Origin of the sequence: Pseudomonas sp. SMSB3 (assembly GCF_052041965.1) — a bacterium.
Taxonomy (GTDB): Bacteria; Pseudomonadota; Gammaproteobacteria; order Pseudomonadales; family Pseudomonadaceae; genus Aquipseudomonas.
In genome coordinates this window covers 128,660-152,345 of sequence record NZ_JBKGGV010000001.1, presented here as the reverse complement: position 1 = coordinate 152,345, position 23,686 = coordinate 128,660, and the positions used below count along the sequence as shown (strand labels likewise).

Here is a 23,686-nt window from a genome sequence, read left to right as displayed (position 1 = left end):
CGAGAAGCACGCATGCAGACATTTTTCATAGCGCCGACAGACTTCGGCGTCGGCTTGACGTCCATCAGCCTGGGCCTGATACGCACCCTGGAGCGGGCCGGGCTGAAAGTCGGCTTCTTCAAGCCGATCGCCCAGCCACATCCAGGCGATACTGGCCCCGAGCGCTCTACCGAGTTGGTGGCGCGTACCCACGGCATCAAACCGCCGGTACCGCTGAGCCTTGCCCAGGTCGAGCGCATGCTTGGCGACGGCCAGCTGGACGAGCTGCTCGAGGCGATCATCCGCCTGTACCAGCAAGCCTGCATCGGCAACGACGTGGTGGTGGTCGAAGGCATGGTGCCGACCCGGCATGCCAGCTACGCGGCGCGGGTCAACCTGCACCTGGCGAAGAGCCTGGACGCCGAGGTGATCCTGGTCTCGGCCCCGGAAAACGAGGCGCTCAGCGAGCTTTCTGGGCGGGTGGAGTTGCAAGCGCAACTGTTCGGCGGCCCGCGCGACCCCAAGGTTCTGGGCGTCATCCTGAACAAGGTGCGCAGCGACGAGAGCATGAGCGATTACGCCACCCGCCTGCGCGAGCATTCGCCGTTGCTGCGCGGCAACGACTTCCGTCTGCTTGGCTGCATTCCCTTCCAGCCCGAGCTCAACGCCCCGCGCACCCGCGATGTGGCCGAGCTGCTCGGCGCCCAGGTGCTCAACGCCGGCGACTACGAGCAACGGCGAATGAACAAGATCATCATCTGCGCGCGCACCGTGGCCAACACGGTGCCGCTGTTGACCTCGGGCACCTTGGTGGTGACCCCGGGCGATCGCGACGACATCATCCTCGCGGTAAGCCTGGCCGCGATCAACGGCGTGCCCCTGGCCGGCCTGCTGCTGACCAGCGACAGCAAGCCCGACGCGCGCATTCTCGGCCTGTGCCGGGGCGCGCTGCAGGCAGGCCTGCCGATTCTGTCGGTCAGTACCGGCTCCTATGACACGGCCAATCTGCTCAACTCGCTCAATCGCGAGATCCCGGTGGACGACCGCGACCGCGCCGAATTCATCACCGACTTCGTTGCCAGCCACCTGGACGCTGCCTGGTTGCACCAACGCTGCGGCACGCCGCGTGAACTGCGCCTGTCGCCGGCGGTGTTCCGCTATCAGCTGATTCAGCGCGCGCAGCAGGCCAACAAACGCATCGTCTTGCCCGAGGGCGCCGAACCGTTGCTGGTCCAGGCAGCAGCCCTGTGCCAGGCGCGCGGCATCGCCCGCTGTGTGCTACTGGCCAAACCCGAGGACGTCGAGGCGGTGGCCCGCGCTCAGGGCATCGCCTTGCCGGCAGACCTGGAGGTACTCGATCCCGATTTGATTCGCGGGCGCTACGTCGAGCCGATGGTGCAGTTGCGCAAGAGCAAGAACCTCAACGCGCCGATGGCCGAGCAGCAGCTCGAAGACCCGGTGGTGATCGGCACCATGATGCTGGCTTTGGGCGAAGTCGACGGCCTGGTCTCGGGGCTGGTGCACTCGACCGCCAATACCATTCGCCCCGCCTTGCAGTTGATCAAGACCGCGCCCGGCGCCAGCCTGGTGTCGTCGGTGTTCTTCATGCTGTTTCCCGACCAGGTACTGGTCTACGGCGACTGCGTGATGAATCCGCACCCCAGCGCCAGCGAACTGGCCGAGATCGCCCGGCAGAGTGCTGAGTCGGCGCAGGCCTTCGGCATCGCGCCGCGGGTAGCGATGATCAGCTATTCGAGCGATTCGGCCAGCGACGAGGAAGTGGAAAAGGTTCGCGAGGCCACACGCCTGGCCCAGGCTGCCGAGCAAGCGCTGCTGATCGACGGGCCACTGCAGTATGACGCTGCCGCCAACCCGCAGGTTGCCCGGCAGCTGGCACCGAACAGCCAGGTGGCCGGCCGCGCCACCGTGTTCGTGTTCCCGGACCTGAACACCGGCAACACTACGCACAAGGCGGTGCAGCGCAGCACTGATGGAGTCAGCCTGGGCCCGATGCTGCAAGGCCTGCGCAAGCCGGTCAATGACCTGCCGCGCGGCGCCCAAGTGGATGACATCGTCCACACCATCGCACTGACCGCGATTCAGGCCAGTGTCGACGCAAGATAGACGAATGTTGCGAAACGTCGGCAGCCAGGGCTGGCCGCCGACATCACAGACCGATCACGGGTACTGCTGTACCTGACCCTGCTGCTGGTCATACTGCTGACCTGGAATCGGCTTGAGGTTGACTTCGACGCGGCGGTTCTGCGCGCGGCCATTGGCATCGGCGTTGCTGGCGATCGGCTGATCCGGGCCCATGCCGCGCACCGACACCCGCGAGGCGTCCACACCCTGGGAAGTCAGGTAGGTGCTGACGGCCTGGGCGCGCCGTTGCGAGAGGTCCATGTTGTGCTGGCGGCTACCCGTGCTGTCGGTGAAACCGACCACTTCGATGGTGTTCTGATTGAACTGCTTGAACGAGTTGGCCAGGTTGTTCAGCGGGTTGTAGAAGCTTGGAGAGATATTCGCAGAATCGGTAGCGAAGGTGATGTTACCCGGCATGATCAGCTTGATCTGATCGCCCTGACGCTGCACCTCGACGCCGGTATTGGCCATTTTCGCGCGCAGTTCGGCTTCTTGCTTATCGGCGTAATAGCCATAGCCGGCGGCAGCGGCGCCTACCGCAGCAGCGCCGATCAGCGCACCTTTGCCGCGGTGGTTATGGTCGATGGCGGCACCGGCGACGGCGCCGGCCAATGCACCCAGGCCGCCATACTTGGCGGTCTTGCTCATGCCAGCGGACTCACCTTGGGCCTGGCCCTGGTTGTCATACGGATTCTGCCCGGCACAGCCCGTCATCAAGGCTGCAGCGGTCGCGACGATAATCAGACGGCGCATGGTGAACATGGACAAGCTCCTACATAAAATTCGTGTGGGCGGCAGATCACGGGTGGATCTTTGCCAGGTTTGGATCGCCAAACCCAGGAAAAATTCCATTCCCGCCTTCTCGTCGGTGGCGTGCGCAGCCCTACCTAGAGCGCTCGCTCACGGCAAGAACAACCTGAACAAGCCGCCGCCCAGGGCACCGCCGTTGGCAATTTCGATCCGTCCACGCACGCCATCACGCTCATGCAGCGCTGCAATCCGCGCCGCGAAGTACAAACCCAGCCCGGTGCTGCCGCTTTGCGAGTCGATGCCTTGCACGTAATCCTGCTGACGCTCGAGCATGCGCGCCGGGTAGCCTGGGCCGTCGTCATTGACGCTGATTACCAGTTGCCCGTGCTCTTCGCCAATGCTGATCAGCAACGCATGACCGGCGTAGCGCGTGGCATTGGTGATGACGTTGGCGATCACCGTCGCCACCAGTTCGCGGTCGAAAAAGCCCAGCGGGTTGTCGCTGTCGATGCGCCAGGTGGCGAGGATGTCATTGTGCTGCAGCGCCTGGTGGTGGGCCGCCAACTGCGCCTCGATGAAGTCATCGAGCTCATGGTAGTCCGGGCATACGGGCAATTGATTCACGCCCAGCTTGTACAGGCCCAGCATCTGTACCAGCATGCCGTTGAGGTGGCGAAACTCGTGTTCGATGACGCCCTGCTCACTGCCGCCACGCAGCGCCTCGGGCAGGCGTGCACGCCATTGCTCATGTGACTGGATCAGCGCCGACAGCGAGTTCTTCAAGTCATGCACGGTCGAGGCGATCACCGTGGAAAAGTCCAGCCCCTGGTTATCCTGGCTCATGCGCCGAAGACCTTCATATGCAGTTTGCGGTAGCGCTGGTAGCGGCTGTCGCTGCTGGGTATCCCCGCCACGCGGGTCAGGCAGTCCCGGCATTCCTGCTCGATGGCCGGCGGGGTTGGCTCACCGCCGATGCGCAACAAGGCCTGCGCGGTATTGAGCGCGATACTGATGTTTTTCGGCTGCAGCGACAGCGCCTTGCGAAACATCTGCAACGCCTCGTTGACCTGCCCGGTTTGGTAGCTGCGCACGCCTTGCCGGTTGAGGTCGACCGCTTCGGTGACCGCGCCCAGCACCGTTGGATCGTCGGTCAGCTTGGCCACGCTCTGCATGACGTTCGGATCGTCCCCGTAGGTTTCCACGCAGCCTTTGAGAATGCTGCCCCCGGCGGCTTCCTGGCCCAACGACTGCAGCTGCCGGGCCACGGTCAGGGCGGCCTCGACCGAGAAGAACTGGTCCATTTTCTCCAGCCGCTGCATGGCCTGTTCGGTGAGTTTGGCAGCCGTCTCGGGGTCGCCGGCCTGTTGCAGGCTGGCCGCCTTCATCAGCCGCGCGCGCACTTGCAGGCCCTGGTCATCGACATTGTCCTTGGCCACCTCGCTGAGCACGGTGTTGATCTCGACCCGGGCGCGAGCATCCAGGCCAAAGCCTGCATTCTTGCTCATCAGCGCCTGCGCCAGCCCCAGGTTGCTCTCGGCGTCCTTGTAGCGTGAGCTCTGGCCTTGGTTGACGGCATGGCGAAAAGCCTTGGAGGCGCCCTCGAAATCTTCGTTGTCCAGCGCCAGCTTGCCCAGCGCCGCCTGACGCCGCACTGCCAGCGGTGACAGGCGCACGGCTTCTTCGAGCATGCCTTGCGCGCGCTTGGTCTCGCCCTGCGCCACCAGCACCTCAGCCATGCCGTCGTACAGCCCTGGCATGATCGGAAAGGCCTTCAGCGCCTGCTCGTAAACCCCTTGGGCCTGGGCGTGCTGGCCACGCTTGTGCATCAGGCTGCCCAACGCCGAATAGACCCACGGCTGCGGACGGCTGGCGAGAATGCTCTTGAGAAACTTCTCCAGTTCATCGAAACGGTTGAGGTCGCGCAACGCATCGGCGCGATAGCGCAGGCACAGCGGCGCGAAGCGCGGATCTTTCTTGCACAACTCGGCGCAGGCCACCAGGACCTCGGCCGGCTTGCCGCGGTCCAGGGCTTGCAGGATCGGCTTGAGCAAGGTCTTGCGCTGGGTCAGTTTTTCCAGACGCTGCGCCAGGCCCACACGATTGAACGGCTTGGTCAGGTAGGCATCGGGCTCGTGCTCCAACGCGCTGAGCACGATGGCCTGGCTGCTTTCGGCCGTGACCATGATGAACACGCACTCGTGGCTGATCAGCTTGTCGAGGATCATGTCTTCAAGCACCTGCTGGCCGTTCTTCTTGCCGTCGCCCAGGTGGAAATCCTGCAGGATGAAGTCATAGCGCTTCTGCGCACACATGCGCAGGGCCTGCTCGCCACTGTCGGCGGTATCTACGTCGCGCACGCCCAGTTCCCGCAACATGGACCGGGTCGACGTGCGAAAGTCGGTGAAGTCATCGACGATCAGAAAGCTCTTTTGCCCGTACTGCAGCATCAACTCGACCTGTATTGGGAAAATGGGTGAAGGGCGCGCGGCGATACGCATCGCCGAAACCTGTATCGGCAAGCGGTCAGTAAAGATGAGTACTGGGGAGCTGCAAACCCGCAAGATGGCAAGGTGCCATTATTTTACCGCGAGCGACCGCTGCCGACCAGTTTCAGTCCAGCAAGCCAAGGGCCTGCGCGCGGGCCACTGCCTGGGTGCGACGCTCCACGCCCAGCTTGCTGTTGATATGGCTGGCGTGGGTTTTGACGGTGTGCAGCGAGATGAACAAGCGTTCACTGATCTGCTGGTTGGAACACCCTTGCGCGATCAGCTCGAGCACCGCCAGCTCCCGTGCGCTCAAGCCATCGCCGCAAGTGCCCGACGGCAGGGAAGCCTCGGGCAGGCGTGTCAGCAGTTCGGCTTGGGGCGGGCACGTCGGCTGCGCCAGCAATTGTTCGCGCAACCACCCAGGGTGCAGCTCGATCAGGCGCTGGAAAGGCTGCACCACCCCGCCGCGCGCCGCGCTCAAGGCCTTGGGCAGCAGGTGCGCCGCCTGCGCAGGCTGCCCCTCGGCCAACAACAGCTCAGCCCACTGACACAGCGCATGCACAGTCAACATCAGGCCGCCGCTGGCCTGGCCGCGCTCCACCAGCGCGCCAAGGCGGGCTGCGGCATCGCCGCGCCGCTGTTGCACGCGCTCGAGCAAGGCTTGCTGCAACTCGACGTGCAAAGCCAGCAGCGGGTGAAACTCTGGTGCTGCCGCCGGATGCTCGCCGCCGTAGGTTTGCCCCAGCCGCAACAACCAGGACTCGGCAAGGTCGATACGCCCTTGCGCCAGCCACAGCTCGCATTTGACCAAGGTGATCATCGCCAGGTAGAAGATCGGCGGCACGTCCCAGATGTGCATCAAGCGCTCGGCCTCGGCCAGTTCGCCGAAGGCCTCGGCATAACGGCCTTCGCGGCCGTCGAGCGAGGCAATCACGCAGTGCCCGATGAGCACGCTGATGTCGCGGCAGGCACGGGCTTCGCTGAGCCCAGCGCGCAAGCGCGCTCGCCCCGGCCCAGGTTGCAGTCGGGCCACCAGCAGGTAGCCTTCGTACAGCGTGAGACGTGCGCGCACGGCATACAGGCGCTGCGCCGACAAACCTTGCAGGCGCTGCAGCCCCTGACGCACTTCATCCAGCGCGCGCAGGACTTCGCCGCGGGCATGCAGCACCCTGGCGCGGTCGTAGTGGGCCAAGGCCTCGAACAGCGGATTGCCGACCCGCTGCGCCAGCTCCAGCGCCTCACGGTTCCAGCCGCGTGCGCGCCAGAAGTCCCCGTCGGCAATCGCCAGGTTCGACAGCGTCGACAAACACAGCAGGCGTTGCCCATAACGCTTGCACGGCAGGCTCTGCAGCGCTTCGCCGCAATAGGCCAGGGTCGTTTCGCGATCGCCGCGGCCGCGGGCGATGATGCCGCTGAGCGCCAGCCACTGCGCCAGCATCGACTTCTGCGCGGTGGCTGACGGCGCAGGCAGAAAGCGGCTGAGGTAACCGGCCAGTTCTTCTGCAGCGTCCAGCTGGCAGGCCAGCCCCAACGCCCAGCTGTACAGCACGATCAGGCGCGGGGTGCTGATCAACAGGCTGTCGGGCAGATCCATCTTCCAGCGCAGCAGCATGCCCACGTTCTGCTCGGCCAGCAGTTGTTCTTCCGACAGGCTCTGCACCAGATCGGCGGCCACGTCCAGGTGACCGGCGCGCAGCGCTTGTTCGACCGCCTCATCGAGCAGGCCCTGGGCCTGGAACCAGGTGCAGGCACGCAGGTGCAGGCGGGACAGGGGTTGGCTGGACGGGCGGCTGCGCAGCAAATCAGAGAACAGGTGGTGATAGCGGTACCAGTGGCCATGCTCGTCCAAGGGCACCAGGAACACCTGGTGCGCCTGCAGATAACGCATGATCGCCTCGCTGTCGTTGCGCTCGCGCAGCGCATCGCACAGCGAGGCGCAGAAGCGTTCCTGGCAGGCGGTGTCGTCCAGAAAGGCCTGCACATCGCCCGGCAGCATGTCGATGACCTCTTCCAGCAGATAATCGCGGATCAGCCCCTCGCCACCGTGCAGGGCTTGAGGCAGACCGCTTTGCTCACCCGCCTCGCTGGCTGCCAGCTGCCAGAAGCGCAGCCCGGCCACCCAGCCGTCACTGCGCTGGATCAGGTTGTCGAGCGCTTGACCACCAAGCCCGCTGGGCGGGTGGCCGATCACCGCCAGTGATTCTTCAGGCGTCAAACGCAGGTCCTGTTCGCTGAGTTCGACCAGCTGCCTGGACAGGCGCAGCCGCGCCAGGTGCCAGTCCGGGCGCTGCCGGCTGGTCACCAGCAGGACCAGGCCGGCTGGTAGATGGTTGAGGAAAAACTGCAGACAGCGATCGAGGACTGGGCCCTGGGCCAGGTGGTAGTCGTCCAGCACCAGTAGCAGCGGCGAATCGGCCTGTAGATAGAGAGCCAGTTCATCGAGCAGGCTGTCGAGCCATTCCTCGAAGGCGAACGGCTGGTGGCGCTGGCGCATTTTCAGCAGGCCCATCGCCTGCCCTCCCAGGGCTGGGCAATAGTGCTGCAAGCCCTCGAGCAGACGCTCGAGGAAGCGCCCGGGATCGGCATCGCGCTGGCTCAGGCCCAGCCAGAGGCTGCGCCAATGCCCAGGCAACGATTCGCAGAACTCGATCGCCAGCGAGCTTTTGCCGAAGCCCGCAGGTGCGTTGACCAATAGCAGACGGCCAGCCAGACCGCCCTGCAGACGTTGGCACAGGCGTGGCCGCGGCACGTGCCCGTCGGGCTGCGGTGGCCGGAAGAAACGCCCGTCCAGCAAGCCCAGGGCCTGACTGGCGACTCCATGCGTACGGGACAGATCGGTCATGGCCGGCTCGTTCGATTGGGAAGACTACGGCGGTAGGGATGCTTGCGAGACTAGCGGGTAATGCCGCGCATTTGAAGGCGACGGGTCGCTTCACCCGGGAAAAGTCTGCGACAAAAAACGACACGGCCGATTGTCAGGGGGCTGGAGCGGGGTTTTGACGGGGCATTCAGCGGTTTTATCGGCGACCAAAACAGAAGCGCCCCGGCAAGCCGGGGCGTTCTGGGAGGTCACACGGAGTTGCAGGGTTCAGCTCAACGGATACCCGACTGGCGCAGGGCGGCTGGCTGGAAATCGGCTTTGCTGGCGGTGAAGCCAAAATCGTAGGCTTTTTTCTCTTCGTTCTTCATGCCCAGGGCCAGGTAACGACCGGATTGCAGGTCGTAGATGGCTTCCAGGGTGTACCAAGGCACCTGGTTGTTGTAGTACGGCTGAGCATGCGCTTCGGACACGCGCCACAGCTGGTTGCGGCCATCGTACTGATCGATCACCGCGGCCTGCCAGGTGTCTTCGTCAATGTAGAAGTCACGCTTGGCGTAGATATGCCGTTGGCCAGGTTTGAGGGTCGCGACCACATGCCAGACACGGCGCAACTCGTAGCGCGTCAGGTCCTGGTTGATGTGCCCGGCCTTGACGATGTCGGCGTACTTGAGCTTCGGATCATCGAGCTTGAAGGCGTTGGAGGCGATGTACAGCTCTTTCTTGCCTTCGAGTTTCCAGTCGTAGCGGTCGGGTGCCCCGTTGTACATGTCCAGGTTGTCGGAGGTGCGCAGGCCGTCGGCAGCGGTGCCTGGGCCATCATAGGACACCTGTGGGGCCTGGCGCACGCGCCGTTGCCCGGCGTTGTAGATCCAGGCCTTGCGCGGCTCCTTGACCTGATCGAGGGTCTCGTGCACCAGCAGCACGGTGCCCGCCAGACGTGCCGGCGCGGTCACCTCCTGCTTGAAGTAGAACAGGACGTTGCCCGGGTTGCTCGGGTCGTAGTCCTTCATCTTGTCGCGGAACACGAACTGATCGGAGAAATACACCGGGTTATAGGAGCCGTTCTGCTGCGGCGTGACCTGGGTCACCAGGCGGCTGACGCTGCCGCCGCGGTAGCGGGTGATGTGGTTCCAGATCACCTCGACCCCACTTTTGGGGATCGGGAACGGCACGGCAGTCTGGAAGTTGTTCAGGCCGTTGCCGCCCTCGACCAGCGTGGTCGCGGTGGCGTTCTTCTTGATGGCAGCGAACACATCGTCAGGCACCGTGGAGCTGCGGTGGGTCTTGTACACCGGGATACGGTAGCTGTCCGGGTAGCGTTTGAGCATCGCCAGCTGGCCTGGCGAAAGCTTGTCCTTGTACTGCTCGGCGTTCTGCGCGGTGATGGTGAACAGCGGCTTTTCCGCTCCATACGGGTCAGCGAGGAAGCCTTTGGCATCGACGCTGCCAGCGGTTTTCGACAGCGGCTCCCACGGGCCGATCGAACCGTCGGCATTGCCAGCCTTCTCGGCGCCCATTGGCGTCAGGGTGCTGCCCAGCTTGGCCGCTTCATCGGCGGAAACCGCAGCCATGACGCTGGTCGCCAGCAGGGACAGGCCCAGTACACCGGCTTGCAGCAGACTTCTGGTCTTGTTCATCTCGTGTCGTCCTGGATCAGTATGCTTAGAAGTTCACGCCGAAGCTGAGGGCGACGAAGTCGCGATCATCCACGGTGCTGTACTTGCCGTCGAAGAAATTGGTGTACGACAGGCTGGCGGTGTAGGTGTTCTGGTACTCGGCGTCCAGGCCCAGGCTGACCGCCTTGCGGCCTTCCTCGAAGTTGCCGCCAGGTCCTGGCGAGTAACCCGACACGTCATGGGACCAGGCCACGTTGGGACGCAGGTTGACCCCGGCGAACACGTCGTTGTAGTCCCAGATCACGCGGGCACGGTAGCCCCAGGAGGTGCTGGTGGTGTAGCCGTCGTTCTCGCACTTGCGGTTGAGGTTGGCGGTCGAGGCCCCGGCGCCTGCACCGGCGATGGTGCTGGTATTGAGCGCCTGGCAGGTGTTGGCACCGCCGGTAGCCGGCAGTGGGCCAGGGCCGAACACCGGATCGCGGCCGTAACGGGTGTCGTGGGCGCTTTCCAGGCCGCCGACGTGGGTCACGCCCAGTTCGCCGACCACGGTCATGCGGCTGGCGCCCATGACCTGATCGAAGAAGTGCGTCAGGGTGGTCTGGAACTGGGTGACCTCCTTGCGCCGGTAGCCGTGCAGGTCCTGGCCCGGGGTGCCGGTCAGCAGTGAGGCATTGGTCAAGGCGCCGCCCAGCGGTCGTACCCCGGCGAACAGGATGTCGGTGGTGTTCAACTGCACCGGCGCATTGGGCCGGTAGCTGATTTCACCGCTCCAGGCGGTGCCGGTGGGCAGCGTGGTGGAGAAGCTCAGGCCATACAGGCGGATGTCTTCGGGGTACTCTACGAAGTACTTGGAGTTGCCGGCCACGATCAGCGGCGCCAGCGCGCGCAGCTGCGCGGGCAGTGCGGCGATGCCCTGGAACACCGATGGCGCGGCACCGGTAGCACTGAAGATCGGCGCCCGGCTGTGGTAGTTCATGAAGTAGGCGCCGAATTCGGTGTCCAGCGGCTCGAACATGTAGCGCAAGGCCACGCCGAACTGGCCGCTGTCGCGGGCATCGCGGTCGCCGCCCCGGGCCACCATCACACCCTCTTCGTTGATGTTCACGCCACGGGTGGCGAGGAACTGCTGCGCCGCCGCCGGCACCGCACGGCTGCTGTTGAGCACGCGCAGGTTGTCGGTGCAACCATCGGCGATGATGTCCGGTTGCGAGAAGAAGGTGCCGCAGTTATCGACGACGGTCTGGTCCCACTCGAGCTGATAGAAGGCTTCGGCCGACAAATTGTCGGTCAGGCTCTGCGAGACGTAGAACATGTTGACCGGGATCAGGCCTTCCTTGATTTCCGATCCCGGACGGCGGAACGCTGCCACGTCGATCGGGTTGATCGAGTTGATGCCACCGCCGATGAAGGTGCTTTCGCCCCAACTGACCACCTGCTTGCCGAAACGCACCGAGCCAGGTTGATCGGCGATCGAGTAGTTGTGGTAGACGAAGGCATCGAGCAACTGCGCGCCGGACGACTTGGCGCCTTCCTTGCGGTTGGAGTCACTGATGTCCTTGAACTGGCGGCCTTCGTCCTTGAGCTCGAAGTCGTACCAGTATTTGCCGCGCACGAACACGCCGGTGTCACCGTACTTGAGTTCGAGGTCATGGATACCCTTGAAGATCTTCGAGAAGGTTTCGCCCTTCTTGAAATTCAGGTGGCCGTCGTCGGAGGTCTGCGACAGGCCCTTGCCGCCGTTGTTGACGCCGATCAGGTTCCGGTTGGGATTGGCGGTAGACCAGCTGGCGCCGACGGAGAGCGACGAGTCGAACTGGCCCTCGATTTCACCGATGTTGAAGCTCACAGCGAAAGCGGGACTTGCAAGCGTTGAAGCGATGCTGACGGCCAGGGGCAGCTTGGCCCGGCGCCAGAACGGATTTGCAGATTTCATCGACGCTACTCCATGTACTTTATTGTTATGGCAGTGAGTCCTTTCAGAAACGGCCCGAGCGACCGGTGCGCGGGTTCTCACCCACGGCGGCACGTTTTGCGCGTGCCGCTCTCCCCCATTCCTGAAGATCCCCTGGCCTTGACTATAGCCAGCAGGCTCAGGTGCTTGATCCCTCTAAAGTGTGATTTGCGCACCTGCTGCCAGATCGCACCGGTGGTTACCGGGTTATGCGTTGGCCGAGCTGAAGCATGGCCGATTTTTTCCGTTTGGCAAGGTTGGCGAGCGTCTAGCCTGCGGCTCGCAACCCTTGCTGGCAAAATGACACAGTGTTCACAGCGTAGACAGGAACGCGCTGTTACTGGCCTGCCACTGCACGATGTCCTGGCGGATGCGCTTCTTGTCCAGCTTGCCGACACTGGTCTTGGGAATTTCCGTAACAACGGCAATCTGGCTGGGGATTGCCCACTTGTTGATATGCCCCTGCTCGACGAACGGCTTGAGGTGCTCCTTGAGGGTTTTCGCATCGATCAGCTTGTCGTCGCGCAGCACCAGCAGGGCGAACGGGCGCTCGCCCCACTGCGGGTCGGCAACCCCCACCACGGCCACCTCGCGCACGGACGGGTGGCGGCTGATCAGGTCCTCCAGGTCGAGCGATGAAATCCACTCGCCGCCGGTCTTGATCACATCCTTGATGCGGTCGCGGATATCGATGTAGCCCATGCCATCGAGGGTGGCCACGTCACCGGTGTGCAGCCAGCCGCCCTGCCACAGCTCCGCGCTTTTCTCCGGCTCGTTGAAATAGCCCATGGTCAGCCAAGGTGCGCGCAGCACCAGCTCGCCTTGGGTCTCGCCATCGGCGGGAAGGAAATTGCCTTGGCCATCGACGATCGCCGCTTCCACCAGCGGCACCGGGACACCGGCCTTGATGCGGTAGGTCACGCGCTCATCTTCGCTGCCGGCCTGCAACTCGTCATTGAGGTGGGCGGCGGAAATCAGCGGGCAGGTTTCCGACATGCCGTAGGCCGCAGTCAGCTGAATACCGCGCGCCTGGGCGGCATCGTACAACGCCCGGTTGAGCGCGCTGCCGCCGATGATGATTTTCCAACCGGCGAAATGCTCGCCCTGGGAGGCTGGGCAATTGAGCAACATTTGCAGGATGGTCGGCACACAGTGTGAGAACGTGACCTTTTCTTCGCGCCACAACTTGACCAGCATGTCCGGCTCGTAGCGCCCAGGATAGACCTGTTTCAGGCCAAGCATGGTCGCCGCGTACGGGATACCCCAGGCGTGCACGTGGAACATCGGGGTAATCGGCATGTAAACATCATTGCTGCCCAGCAGGCGTACGCTGTCGATGCTACCGGTCACCGAGGCTTCGGCCAGGGTGTGCAAGACCAGCTGGCGGTGGGTGAAATACACGCCCTTGGGGTTGCCGGTGGTGCCGGTGGTGTAGAAGGTGGTCGCGACGGAATGCTCGTCGAAGTCGGGGAAATCATAGTGCGGGCTGGCGGCGGCGAGCAGCTGCTCGTACTCACCGACCAGGTTCGGCAGCTCGGCGCTGTGATCCCCCGCGTCGCTCAGCAGCACGGTTTTGTCGACGCTGGTCAGTTGCCCGGCAATGCCTTGATAGAGGCTGACGAAGTCGCTGTTGACCAGCACGAAGCGGTCTTCGGCGTGGTTCATGGTGTAGAGGATCTGGTCGGGCGACAGGCGCACGTTGATGGTGTGCACCACGGCACCGATCATGGGGATGGCGAACATGCATTCCAGATAACGGTGACTGTCCCAATCCATGACCGCCACCGTGTCGCCCGCCTTGACCCCGGCCGTGGTCAGCACGTTGGCCAGGCGTGCGATGCGTTCGTTGAGCTGCGTGTAGGTCAGGCGAACCTGGTCTCGGTAGACGATCTCGCGGGTTTTTTCGTAGCGCCCGCCTGACATCAGCAGGCGCTTGATCAACAGTGGGTAGGCGTAGGCGCCTTCGGTGGGCTTGATGATGCGGGTCTGCAACATGATGATCCCTTTTCTGGATGCGAACCGAACAAGTCTGAACCTACTGTAGTGCCTCGCTGTGACGGTCAAATCAGCCGAAGGAATGATTTGGCTGCGCAAGGTATGAGTGGCATTGTGCGGTCTGAAGGATCAATCCTCGCCCTGCCCCGGAGCCTTACCCGATGCCCAGCCCGCGCCGTGCCGTGTTTCTCGATCACCAATCCCTGGACCTTGGCGACCTCGACCTGACGCCGCTGACGCGGCAGTTCGACAGCTTCGAGCTGTTTGCCAGCACCGCCGCCGAGCAGGTCAGCGAACGCCTGCAGGGCGCTGTCGCGGTGGTCAGCAACAAGGTCGTGCTCGATGCCGCGACCTTGGCCGCCAACCCTCAGCTGAAGCTGATCCTGGTGGCCGCCACTGGCACCAACAATGTCGACCTGGCCGCCGCCCGCGCGCAAGGGATTACCGTCTGCAACTGCCAAGGCTACGGCACGCCATCGGTGGCCCAGCACACCCTCGCGCTGCTGCTGGCCCTGGCTACCCGCCTGTGCGATTACCAGCAGGCCGTGGCCGCCGGCCAGTGGGCCAGGGCGAGCCAGTTCTGCCTGCTGGACTTCCCGATCGTCGAGCTGCAGGGCAAGACCCTGGGCCTGCTTGGCCACGGTGAACTCGGCGGCGCGGTGGCGCGCCTGGCCGAGGCCTTCGGCATGCGTGTGTTGAGCGGGCAGATCCCTGGGCGGCCGGCGCGGGACGAGCGCTTGCCGCTGGCTGAGCTGTTGCCGCAGGTCGATGCCTTGACGCTGCACTGCCCGCTGAACGACCACACCCGTCACATGATCGGTGCGCCAGAGCTGGCGCTGCTGAAAAAAGGGGCGCTGGTGGTCAATACCGCCCGCGGCGGCCTGATCGATGAACAAGCCTTGGCCGATGCCTTGCGCAGCGGCCACCTGGGCGGCGCCGCTACCGACGTGCTGAGCGTCGAGCCGCCGGTCAATGGCAATCCGCTGCTGCAACCCGATGTCCCGCGCCTGTTGATCACGCCCCACAGTGCCTGGGGCGCCGTGGAGTCGCGCCAGCGCATCGTCGGCCAGTTGAGCGAGAACGCCCAGGCCTTCTTCGAGGGCCAGCCACGGCGCGTGGTCAGCTGAGCCCGAGCCGCGCCTCTGCTACACTGCGCGACTTTTTCAGGAGGCGTCGTCCATGGACCCGCGCAGTGAAGTGTTGCTCCGCCAGGCAGAGCTGTTCCAAGGCCCGCTGCTGCTGGCGGGCGCCCCGGCCGATGATCTGCTCGGGCACCTGCCCAATGCCCAGGCCTGGAGCTGGCACGCGGGCGACCAGGCACTGCTCGACAGTCGTTTTGCCGGGCGCAGTCATTATGGCGTCGAGGTCCCGGCGCCGGCCTTCGCGGCGGCCGTGCTGTTCCTGCCCAAGTCGCGCGAACTGGCGGCGTATCTGCTCAACGCATTGGCTTCGCGCCTGGCGGGTCGCGAGCTGTTCCTGGTGGGCGAAAAACGCGGCGGTATCGAAGGCGCAGCCAAGCAGCTGCAAGCCTTCGGCAAACCGCGCAAGCTCGACAGCGCGCGCCATTGCCAGCTGTGGCAGGTGACCGTGGAACATGCGCCAGCGGCAAGGCCGCTGGAAAGCCTGGCCGAGCGCTTCACCCTGGAATTGAACGACGGCCCGCTGCAGGTGGTGAGCCTGCCCGGGGTCTTCAGCCATGGCCGGCTCGACCGCGGTACCGCGCTGTTGCTCGAGCACCTCGATGCCCTGCCAGTCGGCGCTGTACTGGACTTCGGCTGCGGTGCAGGGGTATTGGGGGCGGCGGTGAAACGGCGCTACCCGCAGAGCAAGGTGACGATGCTCGACGTCGATGCCTTCGCCGTCGCGGCCAGTCGCCTGACCTTGGCAGCCAATAACCTCGAAGCCGAGGTCATCAGTGGCGATGGCATCGACGCAGCGCCCACCGAGCTGAGCGTGATTTTGAGCAACCCGCCGTTTCACACCGGGGTACACACCCATTACCAGGCTTCGGAAAACCTGCTGAAGAAATCCAGCGATCATCTACAAAAAGGTGGGGAAATGCGCTTGGTAGCTAACAGCTTCCTGCGTTATCAACCGTTGATCGAAGCGGCCCTGGGCAACTGCCAGACTTGCGCCGAGGCCGATGGCTTTCGCATCTATCGTGCCACACGCGGATAAAAACTAAGGCTTGCCGAAACCGTTTCGACTAGGCAGAATCCGCTCCGTCCTAGGGGAGTAGTCTCCCGCGAGCGCCCTGCTCGCCCGGTACGCGTCAACATACTTGGCCCGCAGGCCATGGCGCGTGCGACCCAGCGACCTGCACAGACAGGCCCTGGGTTTGACAAGACCTATGACACGCACACCTTACCCGGGGCGGGAAGGCTGTACGTGTCATAGCCGTGTTGTCCCGCCCCCGTTAGGTACCCTGATGCTGGAATCCCTGCTGGTCCCCACCGCAATCGTTGCGCTCGCCGAAATCGGCGACAAGACGCAACTGTTGGCGCTCATCCTCGCCGCGCGCTTTCGCAAACCTTGGCCGATCATTGCCGGCATCGTCGCCGCGACCTTGGCCAACCATGCTGCGGCCGGCGCCGTTGGCGCCTGGGTAGGGGGTTTTTTCAGCGAGTCGGTGCTGCACTGGATCCTGGCCGCCAGCTTCACCGCAACGGCGTTGTGGACCCTGGTGCCGGACAAGATGGACGACGACGAAAACCCTGCGCGCCGTTTTGGCCCGTTCCTGACGACGTTGATCGCCTTCTTCCTGGCCGAGATCGGCGACAAGACCCAGGTCGCCACGGTGATGTTGGCCGCCCAGTATCCTCACCTGATCATGGTCATCATCGGCACGACGCTGGGCATGCTGATCGCCAACGTGCCGGTCGTGCTGGCAGGTAACTTTGCGGCAGACAAACTCCCGCTCACCCTTATCCGTCGCCTGGCCGCCGCGGCGTTCTTCGTCCTGGCCATCGTGGCCGTCTATTCCGCCATGAAGACCAGCGGCTGGCTGGGGTGAGGGGTAGCTGCAAGCTGCAAGCAGATCGCGAGTGGATCACGATCCGCTTGTACTTGCAGCTTGCAGCTTTCAGCTCAATGCCCTACTGGGTGGCGGCGGCCTGGTAGAGGGGCATGACTTTGGGGATGGCCGCTTGCAGCGACGCGATGCGGCTGCTGGAGGCCGGGTGGGTGCTCATGAATTCGGGCGGAGCGCCTTCCGAGGCCTTGCTCATCTTGTTCCACAAGGTGATCGCGGCATTCGGGTCGTAGCCGGCGCGGGCCGACAGCTCCAGACCGATGAGGTCGGCCTCGTTCTCGTTGGCGCGGCTGTTCGGCAGGGTCATGGCGTAGTTCACCACCGTGTCGGCCATCGCCATGCTGTTCTGGCCCAGGCCGAACAAGGCGCCGGCGCCCTGGCGCGCCATCTCTACCCCATAGGCCTTGGACATCGCCTCGCGGCTGTGTTCACGCAAGGCATGGGCGATCTCGTGACCCACCACGGCGGCAATTTCGGCGTCGGTGAGCTTGAGCTGATCGATCAGCCCGGTGTACACGATGATCTTGCCGCCTGGGCCGCAGTTGGCATTGAGCTCGTCGCTCTTGATGACGTTGACTTCCCAGTTCCACTGCGCAGCGTCAGGGCGGAATTTCGGCGCCTGGGCGATCAGCCGGCTGGCGATCGCCTGCACGCGCTTGGCGTCGTTACTGGACTTGTCCAGGACACCTTTGCTCTGCGCTTCGCCCAACGTCTGTTGGTACGACTGCGCATACATCTGGTTGACCTCATCGGTCGACAGCATGCTGAACATGTACTGCTGGCGCTGCACGCCCACCGCACCGCCGCTGGTGGTATTCACAGCCTGGCAGCCGGCCAGCAAGATGCCAGCACTCAACAGGCTGACGGCAAAGAATTTACGCATGAAAACACTCCCTTTCTACATGCGCCGTATCCTAGGCCGAGTCGCCCTACCCTGCCAGAGCCACAGAGAAGATTTTATCTAGGCCGGCGTCAGGCACTGTGGCGCATCGAGTTTCGGGTCGTTGACGAAGTTCGCCAGGGCACGCTCGCGCAGTGTCGCAGGCGGGCTGGCCAACAACTCGTGCAGGCGCGCCTGCGCGGTGTCCGGGTCCAACCAGGCGGTCTGGCCCGCCTGGTCCAGAATCAAAGGCCGGCGCTGATTCATCGCCGCCTGAGTCACCACCGCACAGCTCAACCACACCTGATCTTGCACCGGGTAGGCCTCCCAGACTGCTGCGAAATACAGCGATGCACCCTCGCCCGGCGTCAGCCAAAAGGGTCGTTTGCGCACCGACCCGCGCCATTCGTAGAAACCGTTGGCCGGCATCAGGCAGCGCCGCTGGGCGAAGGCTTCGCGAAACATCGGCTGCTCGGCCAGGGTTTCGGCGCGGGCATGGGCCGGCGTGCGCGAGAGGTCGGTGAGCCAGGCGGGCGTCAGCCCCCAGCGCGCCTTGGCCAGTTGCTGTTGGCCATCGAGCTGGCGCTGGATCAGCACCGTGGCGCCGGGGGATATGTTCCATTGCGCTGGCTGGCCGGGCGGGAAGCCCGGCAGGCTGGCCAGCGCCTGGGGCCAGCGAAACAGGGCGTAGCGTCCACACATGGGCGATTCGAAACCTAGCAGATCAAAGTACCGGGATGACTCTCCGGCTCGTCGCCGGCAAGCGGCTGGGCACCATTGTACGCATCGATCAGCTGGCGTGCGTAAACGGCCTGCTCATCGGGCACTGCGAGCCCGAGCAGGCCATGCAGCGGCAACTCTCCGGCAGCCCCGATCAGATCGCCGCCGATCACATGCACCTGGACCCCTTCACTGAGCAACATGCCCCGCAGCATCTCTGCTTCGAGCAGGTTTTCCGGTTCGTAGATACGCCGCATCACTCATTCTCACTGTAGACATCCAGCATCCACTCTTCGCCATGGACCTGCAGCACGAAGCGAATCGGCCTGCAACAGACCTGGCAGTCTTCGATGTATTGCTGGTCACCACCTGACAGGTCAACGGTGGTTTCGACTTGCTCGCCACAATAGGGGCAATCGTAGAACGCTTGATCGAGCATCGCGGCCTCCGGGGTGACTTGTGCGTATAATCGCAGGTCTGTTTACAGGGATTGCGTGTGCCCGCACCATTTTCTCGGGCCCCACCCCTTACTTATTACCCTAGCCGTTTCCAACAAGAGAGCATGATGGGCGAATTCGATGCCATCCGACCCTACGACGACGCTGAGGTCCCTGCCGTTCTGGAACGGCTGTTCAGCGACCCGGCATTTCTCGATATCCTCACCCACTTCCGCTTCCCTCGTGCAGCCGGCGCTTTCGGCTGGCTGCTCAAGCCGCTGATCGCCCGCCGCCTGCGCAAGGAGTTTGCCGGCGTTACCTGCGTATCCACCCTGCAGGACAAGGTCGAGTACTACGTCGACCAGACCATCGAGCGCGCCACTGATGGTGTGACCTATTCCGGGGTCGAACAGCTCAAGTCAGGCACCGCCTACCTGTTCCTGGCCAACCACCGTGACATCGTCATGGATCCGGCGTTCGTCAACTATGCGGTCTACCACGCGGGCCTGCCGACGCCGCGCATCGCCATTGGCGACAATCTGCTGCAAAAGCCATTCGTCAGCGACATGATGCGCCTGAACAAGAGCTTCATCGTGCACCGCTCGATCAGCGGCCGGCGCGAGAAACTCGCCGCCTACCAGCTGCTGTCGGCCTACATCAACCACTCGATCCGCAACGACGGCGCCTCGATCTGGATTGCCCAGGCCGAAGGCCGGGCCAAGGATGGCGATGATCGCACCGATTCGGCGATCCTCAAGATGTTCCACATGTGCCGCAAGGACGAGCCGTTCGGCGCCGTGATCCAGAGCCTGAATCTGATTCCGGTGTCGATCAGCTACGAATACGACCCGTGCGATCAGGCCAAGGCGCGCGAGCTGTACATCCGCGCCACCACCGGCACTTACAAGAAAGCGCCCGGCGAGGACGACCACAGCATTGCCAAGGGCATTACCGGTTACAAAGGACGCGTGCACATCCATTTCGCGCCGCCGGTGACCGAGTACTACGAAGACACCAAGCAACTGGCCCAGGAAACCGACCGGCAGATTCTCGGCGGCTATCGCCTGTTCCCGGTGCACTACCTGGCCTATGCGATGTGGAGCGACCAGGACGACACGCTACAGGTGCCGAGCGCGGAAAAACTGTTCCCCGCCGATGAACTGGCCAAGGCCAGGCAAGAGTGGCAGCGCCGTCTGGATGCCTGCCCCGAGGAGCAGCGGCCCTACCTGGTGTTGCAGTACGCGACGCCGGTGCGTAATCAGTATCAGGTCAAGCAACAGGCGCCCGTCGCTTGACCGGCCCGGGGCTGCCTGCAGCCCCGCCGGTACTCAGGGCCACGTGCTCAGCCACGACAGCAGCAAGGCCATGGCCAGGCAGGCGAAGCCGAGGCTGTAGTAGTAACGCGGCACCCGCCGATCAACGCCTTGCAGCGGGCCTTCCTGCATCGCCAATCGCTGGCGGGCGAGCGCCTCGCGCCGCCGCGCATTGTGCAGCAGCAACCCACCTGGACAGGTCAGCAACAGCGCCAGCAGGTTGATCAGCTTGATCGGATGAGCGACCAGAAAGCCCCAGAGCAGTTGCACGGACATGACCTAACCTCGGTGATAGCGACGGCAAAACCCGGCATTCTAGCGCAGCCACGGCGACGCGCCGGGCCTCGGCGACCAACAGTCGGTTAATTTCATCTGTCACATGCTCGTCATCAGAACAGACCATCCTGACGCCCTTTGAATCAATGGAGCCGGTGCATGCTGCATGCCGAAAACCAGGACCGCCTTTATCTGGTGGCGCAAAGCGATGAACAACAGGCGCTGATCGATGGCTTCGCCATCAACGTTCAGGACCGCCAATGGCTGGTGTACTGCGCATTGGGCGGGCATTCGCACGCTGACCTGCCCGAGGTCGATACCGATACGGGCGTCAGTCTGTTGAACTTCAACATCGAAGCGGCGTGAACCCACCCGCGCGCAGCCACAAAAAAGCCCGCTGCCTGAACCCAGGTGGCGGGCTTTTCGCTGATCGCCCAGGGATTACTCGCCAAGCACCTGGCCGATGGTCGGGTCCTTGAACAGCCGGGTCAGCGCATCGCTGAGCACATCGCCTACCAACTGGGTGTTGGTGTCCTGGTTGGGTGCCATGCCGAAGCGCTGGTCCAGCGACGCACCATAACGGCCACTGTAGCGGCGGTTGGCGTTGGACACGTCGGCACGGAACGTGGCACCAATGGTGGCTTCAGTGACGTACATCTTGTCCTTGGGCGACTGGTACTTGAGCTCGGCCAGGGTCACGGTCAACTGGGGCGCATTGTAGGCGTTGGCCGTTGGGGTAAAGCCGAGCAGGCGCACCGCGGCTTCGGCCTGGGCTTGCAGCTTGGGCACCACGTCATTGCCGCTGACGCTGATGGTGCTGGTCTCAGGGTACATGCCACCGCGGGTGCCCAACGATTGCGAAGGACGCCCATCGACCACCTTGACCACCACCGGCTGACCACGGCCGACCGGATTGAGCTGGGCCTTGAGGGTGGGTTGCGGGCTGAGTTGTTGCGGGCTGTGGGCACAACCGACCAGGCTGAGGCTGGCCACGGCAATCAAACCGAACAACAGACGTTGCAACATGCGCGTTTCTCCAGAAAATGCGACGAAGGCGCACAGTATACCTAGCGGCAAGCCACAAGCGGCAAGCTGCAAGCAGATCGCGAACGGATCACGATCCGCTTTTACTTGGCGCTTGCCGCTTGCAGCTTTCCACAGGCCGCTTGTGCGCTTGCATACCTTTCTGCGCGCGACATCGTTATAATCTCCCCCCGATTATAAGGACGTCTCCTGATCGGGCCCCGCATTTGCCGATTGACCCCGGCACCACTACCCGCTTCGCCCACAGAGAGCCTTCCACTGAGGTCTTGCATCGGCTGTCGCGCCTGCTGTTTCGGCTCTTCGCATTGCAGGAACCTGCGGGTTGCCAACGCGCAGTCCCCTTTTGAGGTTCACGACTCCAAAAGAGCGTGAAAAAACGGTATTCAATACTTCACAAGAGTGTGGCGAGCAAATGAACAGTCTGGCATGTGCAAAAGCTTCAGATGTGTCCCGAACAGCCCTGAACAGGCGGCATCAGCGTTCATCCTGGATGAGCGCCTGAGGCCGTTCCATAACCCACGCACGACACCTTGACCATAAGTCGAATTGCCGCACCCATGGCATTCGGGGTTCAATAGTGCAACCCGAAGACTGGTTGGCGGTGTCCGCGCGAGTGGCAAGAACTGCGAAGAGTCGGACATGGCGACCCTGGCAACCCCAGCGGTCCCGTGCTGTCAATTAGGTAGCTGTAGATTGTGGAGACGCGTTAAATGGCGCAGAACGAATCGGTTGATGTGGTACTGGTAGGCGCGGGCATCATGAGTGCCACCCTGGCCGTACTGCTCAAGGAGCTGGATCCGACCCTGAAGCTCGAGGTCGTCGAAGCGATGGACTCGGGGGCCGCGGAAAGCTCCAACCCCTGGAACAACGCAGGCACCGGTCACGCCGGTCTGTGCGAGCTCAACTACACCCCGCAGGCCGCCGATGGCAGCATCGACATCAAGAAGGCCGTGCACATCAATACCCAGTTCGAGGTCTCGCGCCAGTTCTGGGCCTACCTGAGCAAGCAAGGCAACTTCGGCTCGGCGCGTGCGTTCATCAACCCCGTCCCGCACCTGAGCTACGTCGAAGGGGACAAAGGCATCGCCTTCCTCAAGAAGCGTTTCGAGCTGCTCAAGCAGCACCATGCCTTTGCCGAGATGGAGTACACCGAAGATAAAGCGGTGATGAACCAGTGGATGCCGCTGATGATGCCAGGCCGCCCGGCCGACCAGCACATCGCCGCAACACGCGTCGCCAAGGGCACCGACGTCAACTTCGGCGCACTGACCCTGAAACTGCTCAAGCTTCTCGGCGATCGCCCCGACGCTCAGGTCAAGTACAGCAAGAAAGTCGTCGGCCTCAGCCGCAAAGGCAGCGGTTGGGCTGTTAGCATCAAGGACGTCAACAGCGGCAGCACCCGTGAAGTCGATGCCCGCTTCGTCTTCCTCGGTGCAGGCGGCGCGGCGTTGCCGCTCTTGCAGATGTCCGGTATTCCGGAAAGCAAAGGCTTTGGCGGCTTCCCGGTCAGTGGCCAGTGGCTGCGCTGCGACAACCCGGAAATCGTCAAGCAGCACCAGGCCAAGGTGTATAGCCAGGCGGCGGTCGGTGCACCACCGATGTCGGTACCGCACCTCGATACCCGCGTGGTGGACGGCAAGACGTCGTTGCTGTTCGGCCCTTATGCAGGTTTCACCACCAAGTTCCTCAAGCACGGCTCGCTGCTGGATCTGCCGCTGTCAGTGCGCTTGGGCAACCTTGGCCCCATGCTCGCGGTCGCCCGCGACAACATGGACCTGACCAAGTACCTGGTCAGCGAAGTGATGCAGTCGATGGAACAGCGCCTTGAATCGCTGCGCCGCTTCTACCCGCAGGCCAAGGCCGAAGACTGGCGCCTGGAAGTGGCCGGTCAACGCGTGCAGATCATCAAGAAGGACCCGAAGAAAGGCGGCATCCTGCAGTTCGGCACCGAGCTGGTCTCGGCCCAGGATGGCAGCCTGGCCGCCCTGCTGGGCGCCTCGCCTGGGGCTTCGGTAACCGTGTCGATCATGCTCGAGCTGATCGAGCGCTGCTTCCCCGAGCAGGCCAAAGGCGCCTGGGCAGCCAAGCTCAACGAGATCTTCCCGGCCCGCGAGAAGGTCCTGGCGACCGACGCTGCGCTGTACCGCAAGATCAGCGCCGAAAACGATGCGGCGCTGGAGCTGGTCGAAGACAGCCCGGCCAAGCACTACGCCTGACCGACCGGCAAAAAAAAACGCCTCTCGGG

The 23,686-nt window shown here is 63.5% G+C and carries 20 protein-coding genes and 1 riboswitch; of the genes, 7 read left to right on the top strand and 13 right to left on the bottom strand.

Going from position 1 to position 23,686, the window contains the following annotated elements; all coding sequences use genetic code 11:
* Positions 1-12 precede the first annotated feature (12 nt).
* Positions 13-2,103 carry a phosphate acetyltransferase gene (gene pta, locus ACLEJW_RS00725; RefSeq protein WP_145191835.1) on the top strand — a complete coding sequence of 697 codons (2,091 nt, stop codon included), beginning with the start codon at positions 13-15 and terminating at the stop codon, positions 2,101-2,103.
* 54 nt (positions 2,104-2,157) lie between these two features.
* On the opposite strand, the gene ACLEJW_RS00720 is transcribed toward pta, so the two are convergent.
* The 7 genes from ACLEJW_RS00720 to ACLEJW_RS00690 all read right to left on the bottom strand — a co-directional run bounded on the left by ACLEJW_RS00720 (position 2,158) and on the right by ACLEJW_RS00690 (position 13,740).
* Entirely contained in the window at positions 2,158-2,883 is a 726-nt protein-coding gene (locus ACLEJW_RS00720) for an OmpA family protein (RefSeq protein ID WP_145191833.1), read from the bottom strand.
* A gap of 138 nt (positions 2,884-3,021) precedes the next feature.
* Positions 3,022-3,714 (bottom strand): sensor histidine kinase, encoded by a 693-nt coding sequence (locus tag ACLEJW_RS00715; protein ID WP_313296488.1) that lies wholly within the window; start codon positions 3,712-3,714, stop codon positions 3,022-3,024.
* Positions 3,711-5,318, bottom strand: coding sequence for a tetratricopeptide repeat-containing response regulator (locus tag ACLEJW_RS00710; protein ID WP_145191987.1), 1,608 nt, complete (start codon positions 5,316-5,318; stop codon positions 3,711-3,713). The genes ACLEJW_RS00715 and ACLEJW_RS00710 overlap by 4 nt, the downstream gene beginning before the upstream one ends.
* Positions 5,319-5,481: 163 nt before the next feature.
* Positions 5,482-8,199, bottom strand: coding sequence for a LuxR C-terminal-related transcriptional regulator (locus ACLEJW_RS00705; RefSeq protein ID WP_313296485.1), 2,718 nt, complete (start codon positions 8,197-8,199; stop codon positions 5,482-5,484).
* 251 nt (positions 8,200-8,450) lie between these two features.
* The gene (locus tag ACLEJW_RS00700; RefSeq protein ID WP_313458385.1) at positions 8,451-9,815 is read right to left on the bottom strand and encodes a DUF1329 domain-containing protein; all 1,365 of its coding nucleotides are present in this window, start codon (positions 9,813-9,815) and stop codon (positions 8,451-8,453) included.
* Positions 9,816-9,840: 25 nt separating this feature from the next.
* Positions 9,841-11,727, bottom strand: coding sequence for a DUF1302 domain-containing protein (locus ACLEJW_RS00695; protein WP_145191825.1), 1,887 nt, complete (start codon positions 11,725-11,727; stop codon positions 9,841-9,843).
* Positions 11,728-12,057: 330 nt separating this feature from the next.
* Complete coding sequence (locus ACLEJW_RS00690) at positions 12,058-13,740, bottom strand: fatty acid--CoA ligase (protein WP_440776844.1); 1,683 nt, start codon at positions 13,738-13,740, stop codon at positions 12,058-12,060.
* A 161-nt stretch (positions 13,741-13,901) separates the two neighbouring features.
* On the opposite strand from ACLEJW_RS00690, the gene ACLEJW_RS00685 reads away from it, so the two are divergent.
* The 3 genes from ACLEJW_RS00685 to ACLEJW_RS00675 all read left to right on the top strand — a co-directional run bounded on the left by ACLEJW_RS00685 (position 13,902) and on the right by ACLEJW_RS00675 (position 16,753).
* Positions 13,902-14,867 (top strand): 2-hydroxyacid dehydrogenase, encoded by a 966-nt coding sequence (locus ACLEJW_RS00685; RefSeq protein ID WP_440776843.1) that lies wholly within the window; start codon positions 13,902-13,904, stop codon positions 14,865-14,867.
* 52 nt (positions 14,868-14,919) lie between these two features.
* Positions 14,920-15,918, top strand: a complete 999-nt coding sequence (locus ACLEJW_RS00680) for a methyltransferase (protein WP_440776842.1) — start codon at positions 14,920-14,922, stop codon at positions 15,916-15,918.
* 40 nt (positions 15,919-15,958) lie between these two features.
* A riboswitch (yybP-ykoY riboswitch) is annotated at positions 15,959-16,080 on the top strand.
* A 91-nt stretch (positions 16,081-16,171) separates the two neighbouring features.
* The gene (locus ACLEJW_RS00675) at positions 16,172-16,753 is read left to right on the top strand and encodes a TMEM165/GDT1 family protein (RefSeq protein WP_313458467.1); all 582 of its coding nucleotides are present in this window, start codon (positions 16,172-16,174) and stop codon (positions 16,751-16,753) included.
* A gap of 82 nt (positions 16,754-16,835) precedes the next feature.
* On the opposite strand, the gene ACLEJW_RS00670 is transcribed toward ACLEJW_RS00675, so the two are convergent.
* The 4 genes from ACLEJW_RS00670 to ACLEJW_RS00655 form a co-directional block, all read right to left on the bottom strand.
* On the bottom strand, positions 16,836-17,654 hold the full coding sequence (locus tag ACLEJW_RS00670; protein ID WP_145191811.1) for a M48 family metallopeptidase: 819 nt from the start codon (positions 17,652-17,654) through the stop codon (positions 16,836-16,838).
* Positions 17,655-17,732: 78 nt separating this feature from the next.
* A complete protein-coding gene (locus ACLEJW_RS00665; RefSeq protein ID WP_313296473.1) occupies positions 17,733-18,353 on the bottom strand; it encodes an SOS response-associated peptidase in 621 nt (206 codons plus the stop codon).
* 14 nt (positions 18,354-18,367) lie between these two features.
* Positions 18,368-18,628, bottom strand: coding sequence for a putative signal transducing protein (locus ACLEJW_RS00660; protein ID WP_145191805.1), 261 nt, complete (start codon positions 18,626-18,628; stop codon positions 18,368-18,370).
* On the bottom strand, positions 18,628-18,810 hold the full coding sequence (locus tag ACLEJW_RS00655) for a CPXCG motif-containing cysteine-rich protein (protein WP_145191802.1): 183 nt from the start codon (positions 18,808-18,810) through the stop codon (positions 18,628-18,630). The genes ACLEJW_RS00660 and ACLEJW_RS00655 overlap by 1 nt, the downstream gene beginning before the upstream one ends.
* Before the next feature lie 123 nt (positions 18,811-18,933).
* On the opposite strand from ACLEJW_RS00655, the gene ACLEJW_RS00650 reads away from it, so the two are divergent.
* On the top strand, positions 18,934-20,103 hold the full coding sequence (locus ACLEJW_RS00650; protein ID WP_313296466.1) for a 1-acyl-sn-glycerol-3-phosphate acyltransferase: 1,170 nt from the start codon (positions 18,934-18,936) through the stop codon (positions 20,101-20,103).
* Between the two features lie 33 nt (positions 20,104-20,136).
* Here ACLEJW_RS00650 and ACLEJW_RS00645 read toward each other — a convergent pair whose 3' ends face one another.
* Positions 20,137-20,397, bottom strand: coding sequence for a hypothetical protein (locus ACLEJW_RS00645; protein ID WP_145191796.1), 261 nt, complete (start codon positions 20,395-20,397; stop codon positions 20,137-20,139).
* A gap of 159 nt (positions 20,398-20,556) precedes the next feature.
* Here ACLEJW_RS00645 and ACLEJW_RS00640 point away from each other — a divergent pair, with 159 nt between their 5' ends.
* On the top strand, positions 20,557-20,763 hold the full coding sequence (locus tag ACLEJW_RS00640; protein WP_145191794.1) for a hypothetical protein: 207 nt from the start codon (positions 20,557-20,559) through the stop codon (positions 20,761-20,763).
* A gap of 75 nt (positions 20,764-20,838) precedes the next feature.
* Here the strand turns inward: ACLEJW_RS00640 and ACLEJW_RS00635 are convergent, their stop codons facing one another.
* Positions 20,839-21,423, bottom strand: coding sequence for a YajG family lipoprotein (locus ACLEJW_RS00635; RefSeq protein WP_145191791.1), 585 nt, complete (start codon positions 21,421-21,423; stop codon positions 20,839-20,841).
* A 728-nt stretch (positions 21,424-22,151) separates the two neighbouring features.
* On the opposite strand from ACLEJW_RS00635, the gene mqo reads away from it, so the two are divergent.
* Positions 22,152-23,657, top strand: a complete 1,506-nt coding sequence (gene mqo / locus ACLEJW_RS00630; RefSeq protein ID WP_145191788.1) for a malate dehydrogenase (quinone) — start codon at positions 22,152-22,154, stop codon at positions 23,655-23,657.
* The last annotated feature ends 29 nt before the right edge of the window (positions 23,658-23,686 follow it).

Excerpts from the sequence above, each read along its gene's own strand:
- pta (WP_145191835.1), top strand. The coding sequence starts at position 13 with ATGCAGACATTTTTCATAGCGCCGACAGACTTCGGCGTCGGCTTGACG.
- ACLEJW_RS00720 (WP_145191833.1), bottom strand. The coding sequence starts at position 2,883 with ATGTTCACCATGCGCCGTCTGATTATCGTCGCGACCGCTGCAGCCTTG.
- ACLEJW_RS00715 (WP_313296488.1), bottom strand. The coding sequence starts at position 3,714 with ATGAGCCAGGATAACCAGGGGCTGGACTTTTCCACGGTGATCGCCTCG.
- ACLEJW_RS00710 (WP_145191987.1), bottom strand. The coding sequence starts at position 5,318 with ATGCTGCAGTACGGGCAAAAGAGCTTTCTGATCGTCGATGACTTCACC.
- ACLEJW_RS00705 (WP_313296485.1), bottom strand. The coding sequence starts at position 8,199 with ATGACCGATCTGTCCCGTACGCATGGAGTCGCCAGTCAGGCCCTGGGC.
- ACLEJW_RS00700 (WP_313458385.1), bottom strand. The coding sequence starts at position 9,815 with ATGAACAAGACCAGAAGTCTGCTGCAAGCCGGTGTACTGGGCCTGTCC.
- ACLEJW_RS00695 (WP_145191825.1), bottom strand. The coding sequence starts at position 11,727 with ATGAAATCTGCAAATCCGTTCTGGCGCCGGGCCAAGCTGCCCCTGGCC.
- ACLEJW_RS00690 (WP_440776844.1), bottom strand. The coding sequence starts at position 13,740 with ATGTTGCAGACCCGCATCATCAAGCCCACCGAAGGCGCCTACGCCTAC.
- ACLEJW_RS00685 (WP_440776843.1), top strand. The coding sequence starts at position 13,902 with ATGCCCAGCCCGCGCCGTGCCGTGTTTCTCGATCACCAATCCCTGGAC.
- ACLEJW_RS00680 (WP_440776842.1), top strand. The coding sequence starts at position 14,920 with ATGGACCCGCGCAGTGAAGTGTTGCTCCGCCAGGCAGAGCTGTTCCAA.
- ACLEJW_RS00670 (WP_145191811.1), bottom strand. The coding sequence starts at position 17,654 with ATGCGTAAATTCTTTGCCGTCAGCCTGTTGAGTGCTGGCATCTTGCTG.
- ACLEJW_RS00665 (WP_313296473.1), bottom strand. The coding sequence starts at position 18,353 with ATGTGTGGACGCTACGCCCTGTTTCGCTGGCCCCAGGCGCTGGCCAGC.
- ACLEJW_RS00660 (WP_145191805.1), bottom strand. The coding sequence starts at position 18,628 with ATGCGGCGTATCTACGAACCGGAAAACCTGCTCGAAGCAGAGATGCTG.
- ACLEJW_RS00655 (WP_145191802.1), bottom strand. The coding sequence starts at position 18,810 with ATGCTCGATCAAGCGTTCTACGATTGCCCCTATTGTGGCGAGCAAGTC.
- ACLEJW_RS00650 (WP_313296466.1), top strand. The coding sequence starts at position 18,934 with ATGATGGGCGAATTCGATGCCATCCGACCCTACGACGACGCTGAGGTC.
- ACLEJW_RS00645 (WP_145191796.1), bottom strand. The coding sequence starts at position 20,397 with ATGTCCGTGCAACTGCTCTGGGGCTTTCTGGTCGCTCATCCGATCAAG.
- ACLEJW_RS00640 (WP_145191794.1), top strand. The coding sequence starts at position 20,557 with ATGCTGCATGCCGAAAACCAGGACCGCCTTTATCTGGTGGCGCAAAGC.
- ACLEJW_RS00635 (WP_145191791.1), bottom strand. The coding sequence starts at position 21,423 with ATGTTGCAACGTCTGTTGTTCGGTTTGATTGCCGTGGCCAGCCTCAGC.
- mqo (WP_145191788.1), top strand. The coding sequence starts at position 22,152 with ATGGCGCAGAACGAATCGGTTGATGTGGTACTGGTAGGCGCGGGCATC.